Consider the following 22,863-nt stretch of genomic DNA (forward strand, 5'->3'; position numbering starts at 1 on the left):
TAGGCTATCTTACTTATTTAAGAAAGTTTTCATATCAGCCTGCATTTTTGTTGTGGTTGCTTTTGATTCATCAACAGTAAAATTATCATTAGCCTTTGGTTGAGTAACATCTAATAATGAGGTGTGACTGCCAGGTGAATATACCTTCCAACCTTTAGTGTCATTATTTGGCGTTAGCCCCAGTTGTTTAATCAGAGGTTCAGTACCCGTGAATGGCGAATAAGGTAAATTATTAGGTGTCGTAATATTTGGAATTGTACTGTCACCTGTAACCATTTGCACCAATACAGGCACTGCAGCTGGAATACCTTTAGCAAGGTTAATTGGATCGACAGGATCCATCACCGTTTGTGCAGCATAGGCAAACTTAACGTAACTCTCGGTCCATTGAGCGAATAAACTCGGGTTATTTTGACTAATCGCGCTAATGTTATTGACGTAGCACTTATTCAAATCTTTATTGTTATCGTCTTGAGCGTTATAGCAAACATTGAGTGCTTGTAGAAACTTACCAGTTTCAATCACTTCAGGCGTTATTTGGGTCGGGTTTGATACAGTTGTTTGTAAAATTCCCGCTTTTAAAAGACCACCAAAACTACCAGAGTTTAATAGTAGGTAGGGGATCTCTGCACCTGGGTTAGCCAATGCGAGTTTATTAATAGCAAAGTATTGTTTATCAAACGCAGGGTTCATTGTTGGACGATTAGCAATATTACCGACATTAGTACCAACAATTGCACCTAATGAGTGACCCGTAAAATTAACACCGTTATTAGGATTTAACATCTCTAATGGTGAAGCAGGGGTTGGATCTTGGCTATTGTGTTGTTGCTGCTGAATATGAGCAAACAGTGAGCCAATAGAGGCACGCAGATTGACCACATCAATTGTACTTTGGCGTAAGTTATCTCGTGCAACGGTTAAATCTTGTAAGTTTAAATAGATAGATGGATCTGAGGAAGCATTCTCGTATTTAGTATTGCCATTTGTATCTGTTAGATGAATACCACGATCTTCACCATGTAATGGCTGGTTTATGGCAAAAATAGCGCGGCATTGATCGCCAATTAACATTTCAGCTAAAGACGGTAAACCATCGCTGTGTGCGGTTAATACACTTTTATCCGCAGTAATACCGTGTTGGAAGATAGTGACATCGTTAGCACCAAGTGCTTGGCATTTTTTGTTACTTGGTAGTACTAAAGTATAATCAATCGTTTGTACTGATTTTAGCTCAGGAACAGCGCTGTAACGAGTGATCAAACGCTCAGGATCCAGTTGGTTGCCATTGGCTAAATACAGTGTTTTACCCATTAATTTAGTTAATACTTCAACTTGTATTTGCGGGTTAGTCGCAACTTGTGCCATGTCTTGTAGTGATACATTCGCCGCAGCTAACTGATTTAAAATAGTCGCTTTATCTGCATCACTACCATTAGTTAACACATATTTAATTTTAGCAAGGCTTGGCATACCACTTTGCCAAGGGGTATTCATGAACTTGTTTGGTTGAATATCTAAGTAATAAGGTAAAGAAAGTTTACCGTGATAGATACGGACATTGCTTTTACCATTTACTTTATTGATATCCTCAACTTCTATTGGCTGCGAGAAGGTAAACAGTTTATCAAGTTGTGCTGATGTAACGGTTGGTGCAATAGCTGAGCCTTTCCAGACGGTGTTTGCGCCGTTCTGTAGTGCCTCTTCAGTTGCCATTTTGGCAGCAAATAACACATCGCCAGAAGAAAGCGTCGTAAACCATGAAGAGAAGATAATATCGCGCTTTTCTACAATACCGTGGAAAGCATTTTCGGTTGCATGAGTGATCTTTTGTGCAGGTAACAATGCAGGTGCTGGTGGTAAGTTATCTGATTTTAACAAGGCATACGAGTTACTCATGCCTACAGGCTGACCATTAACATCTTTTAAATCATCAGTAACGGCGTACATGTAGTTACTAGCAGGATCTAATGGTTTAAGCAGGATCACAATTAAACTGTGGCCAGAGACTTGAAGAGTAAAATCTCCATTTTGCTGAGATAATAGAGTTGGCTTTGTTGTATCGTCAGGGTTAGTTGGATCACCTGATTTAATTAAATAAAAGCTATTTTCTGCCGGTGATTTATCGAGATCCTTACCGGTAAAATTAATGGTGATCGGCTGGGTGGTACTCCAACCATCAGTTTGACCCATAGCGACTAATGGATCTGAAATATTGGTTTTATCTTGCGCCATTGCTTCAGTTGCTAGTGTGCCATCTTGCACATCCATGGCTAAATAGGTCGGCAATATTAGCTTTTTATCTTTAGCGAGTAGATCAAAATTTATCTTTGTTTCTGCTTTTAAACTTGCTGCAATATTTGGATCAATCGGTGATTGATTCTCTAAACTTCCGTTACCTTTACATGCTATTAAAGTTAGCGCAGAGGTGACTAATAATGCGATAGAACGTATTTTCATTGTGATTCCTAATGAGTTTATAGTTTATTTCGCATTAAAAGCGGTAATTAACTTGAGCGGCGGCTAGGTAAGCTTTACCTGATGACGTTAAGCTGTCTTTCTCACCGACGGGTGTTTGCTCGATAAAATCAGCTTTTTTACTGTGAATATAAGTCACACCAAGATCAACAGAAAGTGCAGGGCTGTAATGGTAAGTCGCACCTGCTGAATACCAATAACGGTCGGTATCTGGAATACTCAGTGTTGCTTGTCCCGCTTGCTGATCAATGGCAAAGCCATAGCGTAATGTCCAAGTTGGATTGAGGGTGTAAGTTGTACCGATTGCCCAACGATAAGTATCTTTAAAGCTTTCTTTCTTAATAAAACAGCTGCCATTAGCACATTCAGAGCTGGTCGCTTTAATTTGTTTGAATTTATTGTATTGCGTCCATTGGACACTATAGCTAATAGCCCATTGTGGGTTTAGCTGGTGGAAGCCTGAAAACTCAGCAATCGCTGGCAGTGGTAGCTTAAGATTTGCTGCAACAGTTTGATTGGGTTTGGATGTTGCTTGGCCCAAGTAGTCAGTAAAATGGCCATTAAAATTGAGATCAACTTGTGAGCGGTAGCTTAATCCAAAACGGTTGTTATTATCGAGTTCATATAACGCACCAATATTCCAGCCCCAGCCCCAACTTGTGCCTTTCATATCGATAAGGTTATGACTTGGTGCTGCGTAAGATAAAGAGCCTAAACGACGGTCAAATTCTGCGGTACCATAAACAAGGCTAACACCGCCACCAATGCTTAATTGTGGTGATAGACGATAAGCAATATTAGGGTTGAAGTTAACCGTTTCTAATGATGTTTTACCCGCTAAACTGCCTGCTTGCATTGCTTTTGGATAATCGGTTGTCACGCCATAATTACTGAAAATGGCTAAACCAACCGCGGTTTTGTCATTAAGCGGTTGGATGTAGTATGCCGCAGGTACAAAGCTGACTGGTGAAATATCTTTTGCTGTTTCATTATGAGTGTGATCATCAATATCAATTGATGGGTTGATAACACTGGCAACACCTGATATTTCAGCGTGTTTAAATAAGGTCATAGCGGCGGGGTTACGCGCTAGAACAGCTGCCGTATCTGCGACAGCGGCATCACCTGCATAAGCTCGTCCAAGACCTGCTGCTGAATGTTCTGATACTTGATAGCCAGCGGCATGCGCTTGGCAGGAAATTATTGCGGTAATAATTAAGGCAATATTATTTTTATTAATGGACATTATGCTGTCTCTCTATAATTGCGAGTAGCTTCTTGCTGTTTCACCCGTCAATGACGGTAGGATTTTTAAGAGAGGGAAGTATAGTTATACCTCAAGGGAATAATAAGCAAAGATGGACAAATATCACAATAAAATGGTTTGTTTGGTTATACTTTGTTCATATTGATGGGTTATAGATAAGTTTTGATTGATAAAAATGTTAAAGTATTTACTCTAATTTTGACGATGTAAGTGATGAAGTTTTACATATTAGACGACGTTCACTGCATTTTAATTGATGTTTACTGCGGATTTTGACCAAAAAAAAGGCCCTTCAAAAGGACCTTTATTCTCAATAATCGTGGTGATTATTTACTTTGCAAGTACTGTTTGTAGCCAAGGCCAGCCTTGCTTCTTACGGCTCAGTGTATTTTCCATCATCAGCATACCGTCTTTTGCATGCTCATCTAAGATGTGATTCCAATCACCAGTGTAAAGTAGGCGTGTAGTGCTAGTTGTGATGTCTGTTAACATCAATGCCGCCATACCAAGACCTTCTTCGTCACAACGACGCTGAAGATCGGCTTGAAGCTCTTCAATCATGCTATCAACTTGCTCAAGTGTAGCAAGTTCGATTTGGCCAACAACAACGTCACGATCGTTGAAAGGGTAGCCCTTAAGGTCTTTCTCAACAAGTTGTGCTGCTGTTAAACCTTCGATATCGGTTTTAGCAATAAGAAGCGCCTTGATAAATGCTTCTAGATCTTGCACATCAGCAATTTGAGCAAGCTCATGTACTGCATCTTTGTCTTTTTGAGTACATGTTGGAGAAGCAAAACCTACAGTATCAGATAGGATCGCTGACATCATAAGTACTGCTAGTTCACGTGTGATCTCGTGACCTTCAATCTTGAATAAGTTGAATAGCACTGTACATGTACAGCCTACAGGCCAGATCCATGCTTCCATTGGGTTAATTGTCATTACATCACCTAGACGGTGGTGGTCAACAATACCTACAACTTCTGCGTCAGCAAGATCATCAGGTGCTTGAGCAAGATCTGAGTAGTCAACTAACCATACTTTCTCGCCAGCAACGCTTGTACGTAGCTCAGGAGCCGTAACACCAGCCATCTCAAGGATGTGTAGTGTTTCACGGTTCATTTCGCCTTGACGGATTGCTGTTGCTTCAAGACCACGAGCTTTTAGAAATGCTGTACAAACTAGTGCAGAACAAATGCTGTCACTATCTGGGTTTTTGTGACCTACAACTTGGATCATGATATTTCCTTTACTTTATCTGTAACAGCATGGTGCTGTGTAACATATATAAGACTAACTTGATTCTTTATTGATTATACCCTGAAGACAGAGTGTTTTATAGGGATAAGCATGATCAAGAATTTGCGATGGGGAAAGATTCTAGAGTATTTTGCAGAAATAACAATTAAGACAAACAAATAAAGGCGCGAGTGTCTAATCTCGCGCCTTTTTCGTTATTTGAAGATAAACTTTTTGAGCTTACTTAGCCGCTTGCTCGATAGCAACAGCAACAGCAACAGTTGCACCAACCATTGGGTTGTTACCCATACCAATAAGGCCCATCATCTCAACGTGAGCTGGTACAGATGAAGAACCTGCAAACTGAGCGTCAGAGTGCATACGACCCATAGTATCAGTAAGACCGTAAGATGCTGGACCTGCAGCAACGTTATCAGGGTGAAGTGTACGACCAGTACCGCCGCCTGATGCTACTGAGAAGTATGCTTGACCTGCTTCTAGACGTTCTTTCTTGTACGTACCAGCAACAGGGTGTTGGAAACGTGTTGGGTTAGTTGAGTTACCAGTGATAGAGATATCTACGTTTTCACGGTGCATAATTGCAACACCTTCACGTACATCATCAGAACCGTAACAGTTGATGTCACCACGTTGTGTTTTAGAGAAACGACGCTCAGAAACAACGTTTAGTTCACCAGTAACGTAATCGAATTTAGTTTCAACGTAGTTAAAGCCGTTGATACGTGCGATTAGGTATGCAGCATCTTTACCAAGACCGTTAAGAATAACGCGTAGTGGGTTAGTACGTACTTTGTTAGCGTTTAGGGCAATTTTGATTGCGCCTTCAGCTGCTGCAAATGATTCGTGACCAGCAAGGAATGCGAAACATTGTGTTTCGTTACTTAGTAGACGAGCGCCTAGACGTCCGTGACCAATACCAACTTGACGTTGATCAGCAACAGAACCAGGGATACAGAAAGCTTGTAGGCCTTGACCTAGGAATTCAGCAGCGTCAGCCGCTGTTTTTGCGCCTTCTTTAAGTGCAATAGCTGTACCTAAAACGTAAGCCCAAGATGCGTTTTCAAATGCGATAGGTTGTGTTTCTTTAACGATGTTGTATGCATCAACACCATTTTCATTACAGAAATCACGAGCTTCTTCTAGTGAAGCGAAACCGTACTGTTCTAGTACTGGAGTAATTTTTGCAATACGACGATCAAAACTTTCAAATAATGCAGCCATGATGGAGTTTCCTCTAATTCGGTAAAAACAATTTCAGTGACGCTGTAACTCTTAAGAAGTTAAAATAAACGCGCCATTTACTTGTGTGATATAGGTCTATGATTACTCGTGACGAGGATCGATAGTACGAACGGCTTCATCAAAGCGACCGTATTGACCCATTGCTTGTTCCATCGCATCTGCTGCTGGAACACCTTTACCGATAGATTCCATCATCTTGCCTACGTTTACAAAACGGTAGCCAATGATTTCGTCGTTGTCATCTAGTGCAATTTTAGTTACGTAACCTTCAGCCATCTCCATGTAACGAGGGCCTTTTTCACGTGTACCGTAGTGTGTACCTACTTGGCTACGTAAACCTTTACCTAGATCTTCAAGACCAGCACCGATAGGTAAGCCGTCTAAAGAAAATGCAGTTTGAGTACGGCCGTAAACGTACTGAAGGAAGATTTCACGCATTGCAACGTTGATAGCATCACACACAAGGTCAGTGTTTAATGCTTCAAGGATTGTTTTACCAGTGATGATTTCTGAAGCCATTGCTGCAGAGTGAGTCATACCAGAACAACCGATAGTCTCGATTAGTGCTTCTTCGATGATGCCGTTTTTAACGTTAAGTGTTAATTTTGCTGCGCCTTGTTGTGGAGCACAAGCACCAACACCGTGGCTTACACCAGAAATAGCAATAACATCTTTAGGGCTAACCCAGCGACCTTCTACTGGAATTGGCGCTGACTCGTGCATTGGACCACGAGAGATAGGACACATGTTTTGAACTTCACTTGAGTATTGCATTGCTCTGCCTCATAGACACCGCAGTTAGGCAATAAGATAATACAAAAGGTATGCATTAGCGTATTACTATTAGCAGTGTAGAATTGATAATTCGTTATCGTGCAGATAATGTGACGAGGACTATATACGTTAACAACGCGACGTGTTCGGAACGAATATCGTCAGATATTCAACAGAGAAATAACACGGTCCTCGACCATTAAAAGCCGAATGTTGTCAGACGTCATTATCCTTAAAGAAATTCAATAAGGCGGTTAAAGGAGGAACATCATCTCCCGCTATAAAGATAAATATCAAATGATACTTTATAGCAACAAAACTGATTTTATTATCTATTTTGCTAATAGAATAAATATACGCTTTTTTTTGTATTCAAGGTTATTTAAATTTTGGAAAAAAGATTTCAATTATGAAATCATTAACTGATAATTATTCTTATTATTAATTCATGTATTTTATATGTTGTTTTTTTAGTTAACATTTTGATATTTAAATAATTTTATTTTGTTCTCTAATGTTGACAAAACAGATGTAACAATATTAAGTTTAAATCTATTATTATTTAATCAATATTAAATGAGAATTGTTTTTATTAACTCGTTGGAGAATGACATTGCAAGACTTTATTTATAGTGATCAACTTTGTTTTCGAAATATAAATATTAATGTTCCAATTAATTATGAACAAATAACCGACGGTTCATTGACGATTTATGCGCGAGAAGTCGTTCATAAATCAAACCTTGATAAACATTTACCTTGGTTAGTGTATTTGCAAGGCGGTCCTGGCTTTGCTGCACCACGACCAGATGCTAATAGTGGTTGGCTAAAAACAGCATTAAAATATTATCGTGTACTTTTACTTGATCAACGCGGTACTGGCGCAAGTAGTGCTATTTCTCACCAAACGTTAGCGGCAAAATCGGCTCAGCAACAAGCTGAATACTTAACCCACTTTCGAGCTGATAATATTGTTCGAGATGCAGAGCAATTACGCCAGCATCTGGGCATTAAACAGTGGGCGTTACTAGGACAAAGTTTCGGTGGCTTCTGTGCATTACATTATTTGTCTTTTTATCCACAAAGCTTGTCACGCGTTTTTATTACCGGTGGCATACCATCAATAACAGCAACCGCTGATGAAGTGTATCAAGCGACTTATAAAAGAGTTGCTGATAAGAATAAAGCATTTTTTCAGCGTTTTGCTGGCGCACAGCAACAGTGTAATGCGATTGCTGAATATCTTTCAAACAATCAAACGTATTTGCCAAATGGACAATTATTCACAGTTGAGCAATTCCAGACATGGGGTATAGCATTAGGAGGAACAGGGGGGGATCTCGCGATGTATTATGCGTTAGAAGATGCATTTGTTGACGTCGAGGGACAACAACAACTGAGTTATAACTTTCTAAATACCATGCTGAATCAGCAGAGTTATCAGACCAATCCTATTTATGCCATTTTGCATGAGTCGATATATTGTCAACAACAAGCTTCTGAGTGGTCAGCTGAAAGGGTCCGTTCTCAATACCCACAATATCAATATCAAACGGGCAAAGATGTGAGTTTTACTGGTGAAATGGTTTATCCGTGGATGTTTGATCAAATGACGTGCTTACAACCACTACGTGAAGCTGCCCATTTACTCGCACAAAAAAACGATTGGCCGCAGTTATATTGTGCGCAACAGTTAGCCAATAATAGCGTGCCTGTTGCTGCCGCAGTGTATGTTGAAGACATGTATGTTGAGTATCAGTATAGTTGTGAAACGCTGGCCTTATTAGCAAATGCTAAATCATGGCAGACCAATCAATATGAACACAATGGCTTACGTGTTGATGGTGAACATATTCTAGAACAGCTTATTGCGTTATCCGATACGCTGTAAAGGCAGATATAAAGCCAATAAGAAAGGTGCATTTATTTTATCACTTATTTGTGAAAATGCAGTTTATCGATACAAAATGTTATAATATAACATTTATATTTGTGGCACTAAGTGGTAATGTAACGCATTCAAAATTGATGTGGATTAATGATCCTAAACGATTTTTGATATAGTTGTTGTTAGTACCCTAATTTCGGTATTATTTAGTCATAATCAAATGCCCCTTTACAACAGGGACATGAAGCAGTGCTTAGGAAAAATATGGTAAATGTTAGGGCAAGAGTGCCTTTTAAAGTAGGTCTTAACAGCAATATCCCCGCAGAATTGCTTTCGTTCAATGGTCTTGAATCAGGCAAAGAGCACGTTGCTATTATTTTTAAAGGTGCAGATAAAACGCTAGCTCCTCTGGTTCGTATGCATTCTGAATGTTTAACGGGCGATGTGTTTCATTCTTCGCGTTGTGATTGCGGTGAGCAGCTTGATGAAACTATCGAAAAAATGGGCAGTGTTGGCGGCATTATCCTTTATTTACGTCAAGAAGGGCGTGGCATTGGTTTATATAATAAAATTGATGCTTATGAATTACAGAGCCAAGGTATGAATACCTATGAGGCTAATAACCATCTTGGTTTTGGTGATGACTTACGTGAATTCTCTGAAGCGGCTCAAATGTTGAACGCATTAGGGATAAATGAAATACGTTTAGTAACCAATAATCCTAAAAAGATTTGTGATTTAGAACAAAATGGCATCAATATTGTTGAAGTTGTTGGAACTAAAGCACATGTTAAAGATGGTAATGAAAATTATTTGAAAGTGAAGGCTTCACACGGTAAACACCGCTTAAAGTTTGACTAACTGTGATAGCTTTAAATAGCCCCGTAGTATTTTTATTATAAAAAATACTACGGGTTTTTTTTTGATTAAAAATGACGGTTATTCCTGCCATTTATTCACCATTAGTTTTTCTAATGCAATTGATAATAAACAATCGTGCGTGAAGGACAATATTCACTTGTTAGTTATTAAGCAGAAGATTACTATTTGCGCTGATTTTACAGGCATAGATACTATTTAAACGAACCCGCTTCGTATTTGATAGCAGAGATACTCTATTCTATATTTTTCTTCTTATTTAATATGTTGATTATTAATAATTAACTAACAATATTAATCTTTTTTGAGGGTGATGGTTGTGATTAAGCAATCTTCGGCTAATAACATGAGTAAATTATTATTATTACTCATTATTTTGGTTGCTGTTGGGCAAATGACACAAACAATGTATGTGCCAGCAATTCCTGACATGGCTACGTTTTTCTCTGTTAAATCCGCATATTTACAAGCAGTAATGGCTGTATACCTTATTCCTTATGGGTTATCACAGTTTATTTATGGTCCATTATCTGATCGTATTGGCCGTCGCCCAGTGATTATTTCGGGTATGGTTATTTTTCTTATTGGTACTATTGGCACATTACTGTCATCAAACTTTCATTGGTTTTTAGTTGCGACCTTTATTCAAGGTTGTGGTACAGGTTGTAGTGGCGCAATGTGCCGTACTGTTCCGCGCGATAGCTATGATGGTGATGATTTACACCAAGCGAATAGTTTAATTAGTATGGGGGTTATTTTATCTCCACTGATCGCGCCGGTGTTGGGCGGCTATCTTGCTAAACATTTAGGCTGGGAATCAGTTTATGGATTTCTACTCGTGTTTGGTGCTGTTGTTACTGTTGCAATGATGAAATATTTTAGCGAAACATTGCCACCAGAAAAACGTCATGCAGAGCGAGTGTTGGTGAGCTACCGTTATGTATTAAGTAACCGTCGTTTTCAAGGCTATGTTATTTGCTTAATCGCAACATTTGCAGGTATTGCTGTGTTTGAAGCATCGGCAGGGGTATTACTTGGTAGTGTATTGAAATTAGACCCAATCACTGTGAGTTGGTTATTTATTTTACCATTGCCAGGTTACCTAGGTGGAGCATGGTTATCAGGCCGTTTAGTTCGACGTTTAGGTCTTGATCGCGTATTGGTTATCGGCATGATTGCATTGGTATTAGGTGCGGTGACGATTATTATTCCTGGTTTTGCTGGCTTAGTAACCATTACCAGTTTAATTGGCGGTGCATTTTTGTACTTTGTTGGCACCGGTATGTTAGCGCCAGTTGCAACGACTGCCGCAGTGCAACCTTTTCCTAATCATGCAGGCACTGCTGGCGCTGTACTTGGCGGATTACAAAATGTCGGTGCTGGCGCTGCAACATTAGCGGCATCATTTATGAGCGCACAAAACCAATTCAGCTTAGGTGTTGTGATGACGGTGATGGCCATTATTGTGGTGATGAGTTTGTGGTGGATCCGTTACAGTAACCAAGATACGACTATTTTAGCCCGATAAAAACGCTATTGTTGGTTATAACAAAGTAAACAAAAGGCGCGGAATATAACGGTCAAACGAGCGAATTTCTCGTTGATAGTATATTCCGCGCCTTTTTATATGGAGCAGCAGTTGAACTTAGTCACGCTTCCATAAAATATGACAGCCTTTGTTCTCAGGATCGCGGCTGATCAGTAAACGAGCGAAAACATCATCGAGTTCGTCGTTTTCTTCGTTGACTAGACCAACACACACTTCCGCGTAAAGATCTTTATCAATTTCACAAGCAAGATGTTCTTCCCAATCATCACGGGTTTCAACAACTTCAGCGGCGCCACGATCATCAAATTGCATCGTAAATAATAATACGTCTGCTGGCTCTAAGTTATCTGCTGCCATTTCTAGAAAAATATCGTATGCAACGTCAATAACATCATCGTATGAAATAAGGTTTTCTGTTTCCATGATACTGATTGATCTCTATCTATGTGTAGTGGTGTTATTATACCGAAACCCTTGGAATATGCGATATTTAGCGACAATGGTTGATTCTAATGCATTTGGTATCGTTAGGGTGTCGAAAAAAATAGGTTTTATAGGGTAAGTTAATGACAAAAAAGACAATAATTGTCGTTAATATTGTCATTAATATAGGTGAGTTATGTAATGAGTAGGTGTTGTGGCTAAGTTTTTACCTTGTTTGGATAATCAAACCGCTTTTCAATTAGATTTTATGCCATTGCTGGTGGCGGCCGTAACCGATTTACAGTCGCAAGTGGAGGCATTACATAGTATTTATCTAAATGGCAGTATCGCTTATCGGCAGGCAACAAAGGGATGTTGTGATCTTAACCTGACAGTGGTGATAACTACGCCACTAACAGCGGTAGAACAACACCGTATCGCTGTTGTGTGTCAGAAATTACAGCAGCATTATCCTGTTATTACTAATGTTGATATTACATGGTTACTACTTGATGAAGTACTTTCTATTACCGCAATCTTTAAGTGGGGGTTTTGGCTAAAACATTGCAGTGTCTGTTTATACGGTAGTAACCTTAGTGAACAATTTGGTTATTTTGAGCCATGTTGGGAAATTGCAAAAGTCTTTAACGATGATATAGCCGTTTTTTTAGAGACGATGCAGCAGCAAATTAGACGCACAACCAGCATGACGGACTATCAACGTTATTGTCGCCGAGCGGGTAAGAAAATGCTCAGAAGCTGCTTTATGTTAGTTGCATGTCGTATTGATGGCTGGGCGTATACCGATCAACAGTGCGCAGATTATTTCTTAACAGTTTATCCTGATAAAACAACCGAGATTGAACGATTATTTGTACTAATTAATGGTCCGGTAGTGCCTAAAAAAGCCTCTTTATTTTTGTTATCACAATGGGGCGGATGGATTGTGAATGAGTTTAATCACATTGAGCGCAAAATAGGTTAACGCCGTTATTGTCATATTAAAGTAAATTGAGGTTTCTTTGCAGTCACATTCAACTGGGTTTGTATTAACTCGTCAAAGTCGAGATATTAAAGGACAAACGGAAATTGTTCTGTGGGTGAAAACGGCCACCGGTCCTTATCGATTATCGATTGTAGGTGATAAACCGGTTCTTTTTCTCTGCGCTAGTCAGCAGCAGCAAGCTATGGAAATTATTCGTGCGGCTAATATTGCGGTGCAATGGAAACCATTAACCCTTAAAACATTTCAACAGCAACAAGTCGTGGGCTGCTATAGCGATACGATTCGAGACAACCTTACTATCAGTAAATGTTTGCAGGCTGAGGGTATTAAGCCGTTTGAAGCGGATATTCGATTAGCTGATCGCTTTTTGATGGAGCGTTTTATTCGCGGTGGCTTAATATTTACCGGCGATGTCAAATCACGTAATGGCTACCACGATGTATTGTGTGCCAAAGCTAAAGCTGCTGATTACATTCCTGATTTAAGCTTAGTATCGTTAGATATTGAGTGTTCAGAAAAAGGGGTTTTGTATTCAATCGGTATGCACAGTGAGATGGATAGCCGTGTCATCATGGTTGGAGAACAACCTGCTGATTATCAAGAGAGTGATCAGCTACTTATTGAATGGGTAACAGACGAAAAAGCATTATTGTTGGCATTAGAATCATGGTTTATTGAGTATGATCCTGACATTGTTATTGGTTGGAATGTGATTGATTTTGACTTTCGTCTATTACTGCATCGCGCAGAATGGAATAAGATCAATCTTCGTATTGGCCGAGGTAAACAAACACCCCATTACCGCCGCTCAACCCAAAATGCCAATCAAGGTTTTATCAGTATTCCTGGTCGTGTGGTGATGGATGGTATCGATACGCTAAAGACAGCGACTTACAATTTTCGTTCATGGTCATTAGAAGCTGTCGCACAAGAATTGTTAGGCGAAGGTAAAGCGATTCATAATGTGCATGATCGTATGGCTGAAATTAACCATATGTTTAAGCATGATAAGTTATCGTTGGCCAGATATAACTTACAAGACTGTAAACTTGTTACGCGTATTTTTAAACATACTCATTTATTAGAATTTGCCATAGAGCGTAGCCGTCTTACAGGGATTGAACTTGATCGCATTGGTGGTTCAGTTGCCGCATTTACTAATCTTTATATGCCGCAGTTACATCGAGCGGGGTATATCGCGCCTAACCTAGAAAGTGAAAATTGGATAGCCAGCCCTGGCGGTTATGTGATGGACTCTAAACCTGGGCTTTATGACTCAGTATTGGTACTCGATTTTAAGTCGCTGTATCCGTCAATTATTCGCTCGTTTAGAATCGATCCTATGGGGTTAGTTGAGGGTTTACTGCTTGAAGAGGGTAAAGCCGATCATCAAGCGATCAGCGGTTTTCGAGGTGGTCAGTTTCATCGCACTCGGCATTTTTTACCTGAAATGATCGAGTCATTATGGGCGGCACGAGATCGTGCTAAACGCGATGGCGATAAAGCTTTTTCACAAGCGATTAAGATCATCATGAACTCGTTTTATGGTGTATTAGGTTCATCGGGTTGTCGTTTTTTTGATCATCGTTTAGCGTCATCAATTACTATGCGTGGTCATGAAATTATGAAGTTAACCCGTGAGTTGATTGAAGCAAAAGGTTACGAAGTGATTTATGGCGATACAGATTCAACATTTGTATCACTTAAAAAAGGCCATTCTCAAACAGATGCTAATATCATTGGTGATGCTTTAGTCGATCACATCAATCAGTGGTGGCAGCAGCATCTCCAGCAGCAATATGGGTTAGTATCAGCCCTTGAAATAGAATATGAAACTCATTATCACAAGTTCTTAATGCCAACAATTCGCGGCCAAGAAACAGGCAGTAAAAAACGCTATGCAGGATTAGTCTGGCGGGGTGATATTGAACAAATGGTGTTTAAAGGTTTAGAAACTGTGCGAACCGATTGGACACCATTGGCACAACACTTTCAGCAAACACTGTATTCAATGGTGTTTCATGATCTCAATGTTGATGATTATATTCGTGACTATACTAATCGTACCTTGGCTGGGGAATTTGATGATCAATTAGTGTATCGAAAGCGTTTACGACGCAATTTAGACGATTATCAGAAAAATATTCCACCACAGGTACGTGCAGCACGACTTGCGGATGAAATGAATGCCAAACTAGGACGGCCCTTACAGTACCAAAATAAAGGTGCGATAGAATATATATTTACTACATCAGGTGCTGAGCCCGTTGAATATCGTCAAAGTGCTATTGATTATAATCATTATTTAGAGAAACAATTAAAACCAGTTGCTGATGGTATTCTTATCTTTATTGGAAAGTCGTTTGAGAATATAACTGCGCCACAGTTAGGTCTTTTTTAATAATAAAATAAAACGCGCTGTATTAAGCGCGTTTCTATTTTAACAGCGGTTATTTAATCAAAATAAATGACACTCTTTACTGTATCAATCGTTGCTAGAATTGGGTCGAAATTAATAACACCGCGGTTTTGAGTACAAATTTTATAGACATTATCACACTCAAAAATAGCTAAAATTTCATCATCAGCACGAAAAATCTCAGGAGGTAATTTTCCGACTTCACCGATACATTCAATGCCTTCGTGGGTCCAAACTAGCTTTTGAATACGTTTGTCATTCGTAGGTGTCGGTGCTGAAACATGTTCTGCAATTGATGAGTAAACAGACTGTGCTTGATCAATATCTTTAGCCAATGGTACAAAAAAATCCATGGTTCCCTCCAGTTAATACATTAATTATATAAGAGATAAATAATGTATTTAATCAATAAATAAATTGTTATCTACCGTGATAATGCTAATAACCTTAGCAGAACTAGTAACTAAAAATCAACATAGCAAAACAACAAATAAGATCCTTAATAAACACATTGACTCAATATTATTAACATTGCGAGTGAGTTTGTACGATTTAAATGCAGTTGAGACAGCATAGATTATGCTCAATAAACACAGTAGAAATCGTTAAAGAGTGGAGTAACATGGAGCAACTGGATTTTTTTGATGTGCCCAGTCCTTGCGTTGGCTGTTGTCAGGTCAATAATCGAGGCTATTGCAAAGGATGCTATCGTAGTCGTGATGAACGTTTTTATTGGCAGCAAATGACGGCCGATCAAAAAATAAAGGTCATAAAATTATGTCGGCAGCGGTATATGCGGATAATGCGGCGTAAAAAACAGCATAATATCTCTCAAGAAGCCGATGTTCAATCACCTCAACAACTATTTATATTTGATGACATTGAGAAAGATAGGATATAAAAAAAGCACTCCGTAGAGTGCTTTTTGAAGAGTTTTATGAACACGCAATTAGATGCGTTTAAAGTCCATGTGCTCAACCTTTGGCTTGTACACGTGACGTTGGATGTCTTGAGGCTTAACCTTAACTTCCTGGCCATCGATTACAAGAACAAAACCTTCGTAGAACTCAGGCTTATCCATTTGGTTGATGATATCACTGTGCTTAAGAGTGATAGCTACTGGTGCAGCTTCGCCACCGTAAACGATTGCAGGGAAGTGCTCAGAAAGACGTAGGCGGCGGCTCGCACCTTTACCAAGGTCTGTACGTACAGTTGCATTAAATTTCATAATCAATACTCTTTGATTTAATAATTCACTAAGTAATGCGACCTTACTTAGCGTCGTAAAACGAGCGCGCATACTAACAACCCCAATAAGGACATGCAAGCATATTAGGCTTTATATGAGTTTTTTTATTATATCAGCATATTATTGGTGAATATATCGACGTTTTCCTTAGTTTTTATGTGGCTAAACAATTGCTTATTTTTAGAAATAAAACCCTCAATCATTGAATGATAATGATAGTAATTATCATTTCGGCATGTATAATCATCATCGAACCGTATCGTTGGATTTTTGTTAAAGCAGGGAATTATGAATAAGCAACTGACACTTATCGCCAGCTCACTCGTTATGGCATTTTCTTCACCATCACTTTTTGCGCAAGATAGCGTTTCTCAATTTGATGAAATTGTTGTTTCAGGTACTCGAACAGAAGAGGCGATAAAAAATATACCGGCCTCGGTCGCTAAAATAACGTCTGAACAAATGAATAAAAACCTCGCTACAGACGTCAAGCAAGCGTTGAAATATGAACCTGGTGTATCTGTTAATGGTCATGGTCGATTTGGTATGGAAGATATTACTATTCGAGGTATGAAGGGCAGTCGCGTTAAAGTATTAGTTGATGGGGTTGAACAACCTGCATCTTATAATCCTGGCGCAGACGCGATGCGTAAAAATAGTAATAACTATGAAGTTGATACCTTAACAGCGATTGAAGTTAATAAAGGGCCGACATCGACACTTTATGGCAGTGATGCTTTAGGTGGTACTGTGATTATGCGTACCAAAAACCCTGAAGATTTATTACAAGGTGAAACATCACATGTAGGATTGAAAAGTGGTTATGCCAGTGCCGATGACCAATATAAGTTAGGTGTAGAGGCTGCAAAACAAATCGGTGGCTTAGAAACAATGATCATCTATACCTACCGTAATGGCCATGAGACCGATGCTTATAATACCCATGATGATAGCAAAGGGGTTACGCGTAAATCGGCCGATCCATTAAATATTGAATCGCATAACGTATTAGCCAAAGCTTTCTATCAAATAAACAATGCTAACCGTATTGGTTTCACTGGGGAGTATTACACGCGTAATGCGAATGGTGATATTTTATCGCGTGATGGTTATACGATAGCGCCCGGCTTTACTTACACTAAAACTCGTGGTGACGATCAAGACACTCGCAAACGCTTCGGTTTTGAGCATGAGTGGTTAGCTGAAAATGCGGTGTTTGATACATTGAAATGGCAACTCAATTGGCAGCAACAACGTAGCCAGCATGATAATTATGATCATACTGATAGGCTTGGTAATCGTAATCGTTATCGCGCAGGTAAAGATATCAGCACGCAATTTGATATTCAGTTTGCTAAAGCGATTGAGTTGGCACAATCACGCCACCAACTGACATATGGCGCGACCGTTGTTAATGATAAGTTTGATCTAAACTATATCGACTATAACTTAGATAAAGGCACTTCAAAGCCTGGCCCAACTGAAGTTCCAACAGCAAAATCTGAAAAACGTGGCGTATTTATTCAAGATCAAATTTTCTTGTTGGATGATAAAGCCGTTATTACCGCAGGTGTGCGTTATGACGAGTTTAAAGCTAAGCCTGATGCAGCTTCTGGTTTAAAAGATCATGACAGTGATGCATTTACCGGTCGTTTAGGGGCTGTTTATCATTGGACCAATAAATTTAGTACTTATGCTCAATACAGTCAGGGCTTTAGAGCGCCAACATTGTATGAAATGTATTACGATAAAGATAATCGAGCACATGGTTATAAGATTGTCTCTAATCCAAATCTTAAACCTGAAGAAAGTAATTCTTACGAGTTAGGTTTCCGTGCTGAAAACCATGTAGGTAATGTAACGGGTTCTGTTTTCTATAATGATTATTCTAATTTTATTCAAGAAGTTACTACTGAAGTGAATAATTTTAAGACCACAACTAATGAAAATGTAGAGAAAGCTCGTATTTATGGTGCAGAGTTATCTGCGAATTTATGGCTTGATGAAGTTATCAATGCGCCAATGGGTACTTATGCTAAGGCAAGTATTGCTTATCAAGATGGTGAAGATAAGCAAACAGGAAAAACGCTTGATACCATTGCACCATTAACATCTGTGGTTGGTATTGGTTACGATGCGCCAAATGAAACATGGGGAACGGCATTAGATGTAACCATGGTAGCGGCTAAAGATAATTGGCAAGATAAAAATAACCTGAATGTAGCAGGCTACACAGTAGTGGACTTAACGACTTATTACCATCCGGTAAAAGACATGATTGTACGAGCAGGCCTGTTTAATGCGCTAGATAAAGAATACTGGCAGTATCAAGATATGGCTGGGGCTAACAAGACCACGAATGGTATTGAGCGACGTAGCCAACCTGGACGTAATTTCGGTATAAACGTTAACTACGATTTTTAATAAATTAACAAAGTAAATTTGTTAAAACAAAGCCGTGTGATGATATCTATTTGATAGTCATTTACACGGCTTTTTTGATTGTGGGTATTTAATGATTAGCTATTTTTTAGCACTGCATCATCTTCCATTACTATTAGTGGTTCAATATCACTGTCTTTTTTAATCACTAATGAATCATCTGAACGTAAACATACGCCGCCGTAATTACCATCGACAGTAAAGGTACAAACCTGAATATATTTATTCGCTACTTTAGGTAAACACCATAGTTGCTGATAGATATTTTTCTGGTTATTAAATTTGCCATCGGTGGTATCTAATACTGAATCGTTATGACTAACTAAATCAATATTGCTGCCACAGCGCCCTGCAATAGGTTTTATCGCATAACCTGTTTTTCGAAGTTCATCGGTGATCGTAAAGTCGGTATTTAATAAATAATGGTGGTGGGGGAATAATGACCATAGTACAGGTAATATCGCTTTGTTACTTGGGATCACTGTCCATAGTGGCTCAAAGACTTTAATTTCAGGGCGAAGTAACACATCGATTAAGCGCACTTTAGTATCAGGGTAGCCCGTGTGTATAGGCACTGCAGCATATTCTGTGCTGCTGACTTCGCGTACTTGATCTATTGCAGTTTCCCATGCCCATGTCTTCCATACACATTGAATTAAACGTTGGTCGTCATCGATTAATTGTCCAATACTGTTCCAATGAATGCCATCTAAGCCTTTGAGTATTTTGCTTTCAATACCTGCCAAGGTTAATGCTTTTTGCATAAATAACGCATGGTAATCTTCCTCGGTATCATCATCTTGCATGATATGAACAAAATCATATTCTTGGCTGTACTTCCACACACTGGCAAGTTCATTAAGTAGATCTTCCGCTGGGCTATTTTCAGTGATATCTCCCCCTTGTTCAGCCCATTTTTGAATGACCAAACACGCTTCTGTATGACAAGATGCTGAATCGGCATTGTATTCATATACCTTTAAGCCATCTTCAGACATACAGAAATCAAGGCGACCCGTTAACATGCTATGGCGGTGTTTTTGCCACGATAACCGTAAACGAGGCCACAGTATTTTCGGAATATCGAACAGTTCAAGCAAGCTATCGTCTTGCAGTACTTTATCTGTGGCGTGTAAGTACATTAAATGCAATTCGTTGGTTGCTTTGGCTAATTCATGCTCAGCGCTTTCAGATATGGTGAAATAACGGTAAATATCATCGTTAAGTAACTGGTTGCTATTCGCTTGTTGGTAAGTTAATTCAAGCGGATCGGTTTCATCTAACCAAGGGCTTGAAAATTGTGCTTGGTTATCACGATAACGACATTGAATATTCAGCAACTGTGCTGAAGGAGAAGGTTGAGGTAAACAGTCATGTGCCTCAATGTTATAAGCCATCCAGCCTAAAATTTCAGAATCATCAAAAGTATCTTTTATGGTGTAGTCACCATTTTCAACTTGTAAGGTTAATTCTCGAGTCCATTGTTGACCTAATGGCAATGGCTCAAAGGTGACGTTTTGCTCTGCGATCATCACCTTGTTATCGATAATTTGAGTAATAATTGCCACGTGACCGGTATCTTGAAATTCACCGCCTTTTTGCCATATTAGCAATGAACCGGCGACAGGCGCTTGGCGAGAACCATTAGCAAATGCATAAAGCGGTAAGATTTTATCGTTAACGACTTGGCGTAAGAAACGCAACGAAAAAATCTCATACGCCATACCGACATCGGTAAATACCAGCCCGTAATTGATATATAAAAAACGGCGAGCAAACTCAACACATTGCCATTTATAGCCCATGTATTCACCATGCACATAGCTACGCATAGCAGAATCACCTGCGTATTCATTTTCATCAATGGTGCTGTAATCAGAAGAGTAAATCGCAATACCGCCAGGGGCATAACCTAGCAAAGTACCGAAAGGAGCATTATTTGAAGTGTTGTCTGTGTTCATTATCTTGGCCTAGTTGATGATTTAACTTTGTACGACCGATGATGTGGCTCAGAGTATTGAGCAAGTAAAGTATGCATTCGCATCAGGGGGAGTATGGAAAATATAATTTTTACTAAGCTAAAACTTTCATAATTTGTTTTCAATGAACAATATTGAATTGTAATTATTTTTCAATAATTTGGATTATTAATGCAATTGAAGAGTATTTTAGAGTGACTAAAAATCAACACCAGTCGCAGTTTATAACAGCGTTTTTTATTATGATGGATTTTACATAGAGCTTATCTTTCAAAAGGACTGAAAATGACAGACAAAAAACAAAGAGACATTGAAAAACAATATTCAAATGCTGAGTTTGCTGCCAAGTTGCGTCGTTTAGCAGATGCTGTAGAAAACGGTACTCGGTTTGATATTCAAATTGCAGGTGAGCGCATTTACGTACCTGTTGGTGCTGAATATAGTGTAGAGCATGAGCGTGAAGGGAATGAAGAAGAAATCGAGTTTCAAATTAAATGGCGTAATGACTAAGAGTTAATAATGAAAAACAGAACCGTCGTTACACTATGTTGTTGTGCAGCATTGTTATTCTCTATTAAGGGGGCAATCGCTGCCAACAATGATATTACTTGGGTTAGTCCAACAATACTTGATTTAAAGCAAGCGCATAATCTTTGCCCATTAATTAAAAAATCAGCAAATGCGTTTATTAAAGAAACCAATCAAGCAATTAAAGAGGGACTAACAACAGTTGAGCCTTCTTTATATCAATGGTTGTTTGATATACATGGTAAATATTATTTAGCTGTACAACATTCTTCATCTATCTACTGTGGTTCTCGAGGCTGTAGTACCTACCTTTATGCGCTTAACGATAATGACTGTTCTGAAATAAATTTTCCAAATATTGATCTCGAAGATATTGGGATTAAAAATAATTACCTTTATTTTAAAGGTGATCGCTGTGGAATTTGGTTATTAACCGATAAGCTTCGTCATATGATTAATCTGCCTCGTTGCGATGATGATAAAGATTGGGATATATCGACAATTAAAACCTTTGGTGATTACACGGTTGTTCAATCATACCCACAAGGCTCAGGAAGTTATGTTGGTAAAATGGCATATGTGGAAGTAACAGGTACTCGAAAAATACTGACTTTTGAAGCGAATGAAGCCACAGGTTGGCTAACTTATGATGTTGATGGTAAAGATGCAAAGTTAATTGTTGATAACAATTTTATCAGTGATTCACAGCTTGATATAAACGTAATGAGTATAATCAAAAATGCTCATAAAATGAGTGTTGTGGTTGATAATAAAATCTATGACGTATCAACCAAAGGATCAGGTGCAGCCATGATTTACTTGAATGAGTTCCCACGCTGGGTGGAGCGGCTAAAGTAAAATCCAAAAGAACTATAATATTGCATTTCAACCAATAAATTATATTAAGAAGTGGTATTTTTTACAGTAAAAGAGTCTGTTGCTGGTGGAATGGTTTATTTCTTAGGGGTTAGTTAAAATATATAGCTGTCCAGAAATCTTTTTTGCAATATAAGCGTAAATCATAAGAATAAGCGTCTAGACTGTAATTATTCAGATTAATGCTAGAGGTTTATATGTTACAAATATCACTTATCTCTGTGCTGATATTAGGATCCTTGCAAGTGTTTGCAGCAAAACCGATGGATAATGCTATTTCCGCTATGTGTGATAATTTAAAAAAGTGCACCATTGAACATTTAGAAATGAAGCAAAAAGTTGATGATAAAGGCAAGGCATTGATTGTTGAAGCATTTGATAAAAAATGCGATTCGATGAAAAGTCACTATCATCATTATATAGAGCATAACCCCGATATTCATGATGATGCTGTTACATGTATACAGCGCCTATCTAAAGCAAGTTGTGATGATTTATTGAACGATAAAGAAGATGCAAATTGTTTAATATTGACAAAAGATAAATGATAGAAGCAGCGTTAAGTAAAATAAGAGAGGCTAACGAGTAACATCTCTTATTGTGT

General features: G+C 38.8%; 19 protein-coding genes and 1 riboswitch. Of the genes, 10 read left to right on the forward strand and 9 right to left on the reverse strand.

From position 1 onward, the window contains the following. Positions 1-9: 9 nt before the first annotated feature. From G6R09_RS12630 to G6R09_RS12650, 5 genes are all read right to left on the reverse strand, one after another. A complete protein-coding gene (locus G6R09_RS12630; protein ID WP_163922797.1) occupies positions 10-2,460 on the reverse strand; it encodes a VolA/Pla-1 family phospholipase in 2,451 nt (816 codons plus the stop codon). 34 nt (positions 2,461-2,494) lie between these two features. Beyond that, a complete protein-coding gene (locus tag G6R09_RS12635) occupies positions 2,495-3,724 on the reverse strand; it encodes an outer membrane protein transport protein (protein ID WP_065168543.1) in 1,230 nt (409 codons plus the stop codon). Positions 3,725-4,075: 351 nt separating this feature from the next. Then, positions 4,076-4,984 (reverse strand): manganese-dependent inorganic pyrophosphatase, encoded by a 909-nt coding sequence (locus G6R09_RS12640; RefSeq protein ID WP_065168542.1) that lies wholly within the window; start codon positions 4,982-4,984, stop codon positions 4,076-4,078. Positions 4,985-5,224: 240 nt separating this feature from the next. After that, positions 5,225-6,226 carry a GGGtGRT protein gene (locus tag G6R09_RS12645; protein WP_065168541.1) on the reverse strand — a complete coding sequence of 334 codons (1,002 nt, stop codon included), beginning with the start codon at positions 6,224-6,226 and terminating at the stop codon, positions 5,225-5,227. A 102-nt stretch (positions 6,227-6,328) separates the two neighbouring features. After that, a complete protein-coding gene (locus G6R09_RS12650; RefSeq protein ID WP_065168540.1) occupies positions 6,329-7,021 on the reverse strand; it encodes an iron-sulfur cluster assembly scaffold protein in 693 nt (230 codons plus the stop codon). Between the two features lie 210 nt (positions 7,022-7,231). After that, positions 7,232-7,306: riboswitch (Fluoride riboswitch) on the reverse strand. A 322-nt stretch (positions 7,307-7,628) separates the two neighbouring features. Here G6R09_RS12650 and G6R09_RS12655 point away from each other — a divergent pair. From G6R09_RS12655 to emrD, 3 genes are all read left to right on the forward strand, one after another. Next, positions 7,629-8,912: an alpha/beta fold hydrolase gene (locus G6R09_RS12655; RefSeq protein ID WP_163922800.1), complete on the forward strand. Its 1,284-nt coding sequence runs from the start codon at positions 7,629-7,631 to the stop codon at positions 8,910-8,912. Between the two features lie 261 nt (positions 8,913-9,173). Next, on the forward strand, positions 9,174-9,770 hold the full coding sequence (gene ribA / locus G6R09_RS12660) for a GTP cyclohydrolase II (protein ID WP_065168538.1): 597 nt from the start codon (positions 9,174-9,176) through the stop codon (positions 9,768-9,770). A gap of 364 nt (positions 9,771-10,134) precedes the next feature. Continuing rightward, entirely contained in the window at positions 10,135-11,316 is a 1,182-nt protein-coding gene (gene emrD, locus G6R09_RS12665) for a multidrug efflux MFS transporter EmrD (RefSeq protein ID WP_202906643.1), read from the forward strand. A 117-nt stretch (positions 11,317-11,433) separates the two neighbouring features. Here the strand turns inward: emrD and G6R09_RS12670 are convergent, their stop codons facing one another. Then, positions 11,434-11,760: an HI1450 family dsDNA-mimic protein gene (locus tag G6R09_RS12670; RefSeq protein WP_036794328.1), complete on the reverse strand. Its 327-nt coding sequence runs from the start codon at positions 11,758-11,760 to the stop codon at positions 11,434-11,436. A 214-nt stretch (positions 11,761-11,974) separates the two neighbouring features. Here G6R09_RS12670 and G6R09_RS12675 point away from each other — a divergent pair, with 214 nt between their 5' ends. Then, positions 11,975-12,745, forward strand: coding sequence for a hypothetical protein (locus G6R09_RS12675; protein ID WP_065168536.1), 771 nt, complete (start codon positions 11,975-11,977; stop codon positions 12,743-12,745). 37 nt (positions 12,746-12,782) lie between these two features. Then, the gene (locus G6R09_RS12680; RefSeq protein WP_163922802.1) at positions 12,783-15,167 is read left to right on the forward strand and encodes a DNA polymerase II; all 2,385 of its coding nucleotides are present in this window, start codon (positions 12,783-12,785) and stop codon (positions 15,165-15,167) included. Positions 15,168-15,220: 53 nt separating this feature from the next. On the opposite strand, the gene G6R09_RS12685 is transcribed toward G6R09_RS12680, so the two are convergent. Then, entirely contained in the window at positions 15,221-15,538 is a 318-nt protein-coding gene (locus G6R09_RS12685) for a hypothetical protein (RefSeq protein ID WP_065168534.1), read from the reverse strand. Between the two features lie 269 nt (positions 15,539-15,807). Here G6R09_RS12685 and G6R09_RS12690 point away from each other — a divergent pair, with 269 nt between their 5' ends. Continuing rightward, positions 15,808-16,086, forward strand: a complete 279-nt coding sequence (locus G6R09_RS12690) for a DUF1289 domain-containing protein (RefSeq protein ID WP_163922805.1) — start codon at positions 15,808-15,810, stop codon at positions 16,084-16,086. A gap of 48 nt (positions 16,087-16,134) precedes the next feature. Here G6R09_RS12690 and rplY read toward each other — a convergent pair whose 3' ends face one another. Then, positions 16,135-16,413 carry a 50S ribosomal protein L25 gene (gene rplY / locus G6R09_RS12695; protein WP_065168644.1) on the reverse strand — a complete coding sequence of 93 codons (279 nt, stop codon included), beginning with the start codon at positions 16,411-16,413 and terminating at the stop codon, positions 16,135-16,137. A gap of 309 nt (positions 16,414-16,722) precedes the next feature. Between rplY and G6R09_RS12700 the strand changes: the two genes are divergently transcribed. Further along, positions 16,723-18,858, forward strand: a complete 2,136-nt coding sequence (locus G6R09_RS12700; RefSeq protein WP_163922807.1) for a TonB-dependent hemoglobin/transferrin/lactoferrin family receptor — start codon at positions 16,723-16,725, stop codon at positions 18,856-18,858. A 95-nt stretch (positions 18,859-18,953) separates the two neighbouring features. Here G6R09_RS12700 and gss read toward each other — a convergent pair whose 3' ends face one another. After that, complete coding sequence (gene gss / locus G6R09_RS12705; RefSeq protein ID WP_163922809.1) at positions 18,954-20,837, reverse strand: bifunctional glutathionylspermidine amidase/synthase; 1,884 nt, start codon at positions 20,835-20,837, stop codon at positions 18,954-18,956. Between the two features lie 303 nt (positions 20,838-21,140). On the opposite strand from gss, the gene G6R09_RS12710 reads away from it, so the two are divergent. From G6R09_RS12710 to G6R09_RS12720, 3 genes are all read left to right on the forward strand, one after another. Beyond that, on the forward strand, positions 21,141-21,365 hold the full coding sequence (locus G6R09_RS12710; protein WP_065168530.1) for an amphi-Trp domain-containing protein: 225 nt from the start codon (positions 21,141-21,143) through the stop codon (positions 21,363-21,365). Positions 21,366-21,374: 9 nt separating this feature from the next. Then, positions 21,375-22,241, forward strand: a complete 867-nt coding sequence (locus G6R09_RS12715; protein WP_163922812.1) for a hypothetical protein — start codon at positions 21,375-21,377, stop codon at positions 22,239-22,241. A gap of 263 nt (positions 22,242-22,504) precedes the next feature. Continuing rightward, the gene (locus G6R09_RS12720) at positions 22,505-22,807 is read left to right on the forward strand and encodes a hypothetical protein (protein WP_163922815.1); all 303 of its coding nucleotides are present in this window, start codon (positions 22,505-22,507) and stop codon (positions 22,805-22,807) included. Positions 22,808-22,863 lie beyond the last annotated feature (56 nt).

It is taken from the genome of Photobacterium sp. Alg240-V54 (genome assembly GCF_900537155.1).
In the GTDB taxonomy this organism is placed as follows: Bacteria; Pseudomonadota; Gammaproteobacteria; order Enterobacterales; family Vibrionaceae; genus Photobacterium.

Bases quoted from the DNA above. Each gene is read 5' to 3' on its own strand.
- G6R09_RS12630 (WP_163922797.1), bottom strand. From the start codon at position 2,460: ATGAAAATACGTTCTATCGCATTATTAGTCACCTCTGCGCTAACTTTA.
- G6R09_RS12635 (WP_065168543.1), bottom strand. From the start codon at position 3,724: ATGTCCATTAATAAAAATAATATTGCCTTAATTATTACCGCAATAATT.
- G6R09_RS12640 (WP_065168542.1), bottom strand. From the start codon at position 4,984: ATGATCCAAGTTGTAGGTCACAAAAACCCAGATAGTGACAGCATTTGT.
- G6R09_RS12645 (WP_065168541.1), bottom strand. From the start codon at position 6,226: ATGGCTGCATTATTTGAAAGTTTTGATCGTCGTATTGCAAAAATTACT.
- G6R09_RS12650 (WP_065168540.1), bottom strand. From the start codon at position 7,021: ATGCAATACTCAAGTGAAGTTCAAAACATGTGTCCTATCTCTCGTGGT.
- G6R09_RS12655 (WP_163922800.1), top strand. From the start codon at position 7,629: ATGACATTGCAAGACTTTATTTATAGTGATCAACTTTGTTTTCGAAAT.
- ribA (WP_065168538.1), top strand. From the start codon at position 9,174: ATGGTAAATGTTAGGGCAAGAGTGCCTTTTAAAGTAGGTCTTAACAGC.
- emrD (WP_202906643.1), top strand. From the start codon at position 10,135: ATGAGTAAATTATTATTATTACTCATTATTTTGGTTGCTGTTGGGCAA.
- G6R09_RS12670 (WP_036794328.1), bottom strand. From the start codon at position 11,760: ATGGAAACAGAAAACCTTATTTCATACGATGATGTTATTGACGTTGCA.
- G6R09_RS12685 (WP_065168534.1), bottom strand. From the start codon at position 15,538: ATGGATTTTTTTGTACCATTGGCTAAAGATATTGATCAAGCACAGTCT.
- G6R09_RS12690 (WP_163922805.1), top strand. From the start codon at position 15,808: ATGGAGCAACTGGATTTTTTTGATGTGCCCAGTCCTTGCGTTGGCTGT.
- rplY (WP_065168644.1), bottom strand. From the start codon at position 16,413: ATGAAATTTAATGCAACTGTACGTACAGACCTTGGTAAAGGTGCGAGC.
- G6R09_RS12700 (WP_163922807.1), top strand. From the start codon at position 16,723: ATGAATAAGCAACTGACACTTATCGCCAGCTCACTCGTTATGGCATTT.
- gss (WP_163922809.1), bottom strand. From the start codon at position 20,837: ATGAACACAGACAACACTTCAAATAATGCTCCTTTCGGTACTTTGCTA.
- G6R09_RS12710 (WP_065168530.1), top strand. From the start codon at position 21,141: ATGACAGACAAAAAACAAAGAGACATTGAAAAACAATATTCAAATGCT.
- G6R09_RS12715 (WP_163922812.1), top strand. From the start codon at position 21,375: ATGAAAAACAGAACCGTCGTTACACTATGTTGTTGTGCAGCATTGTTA.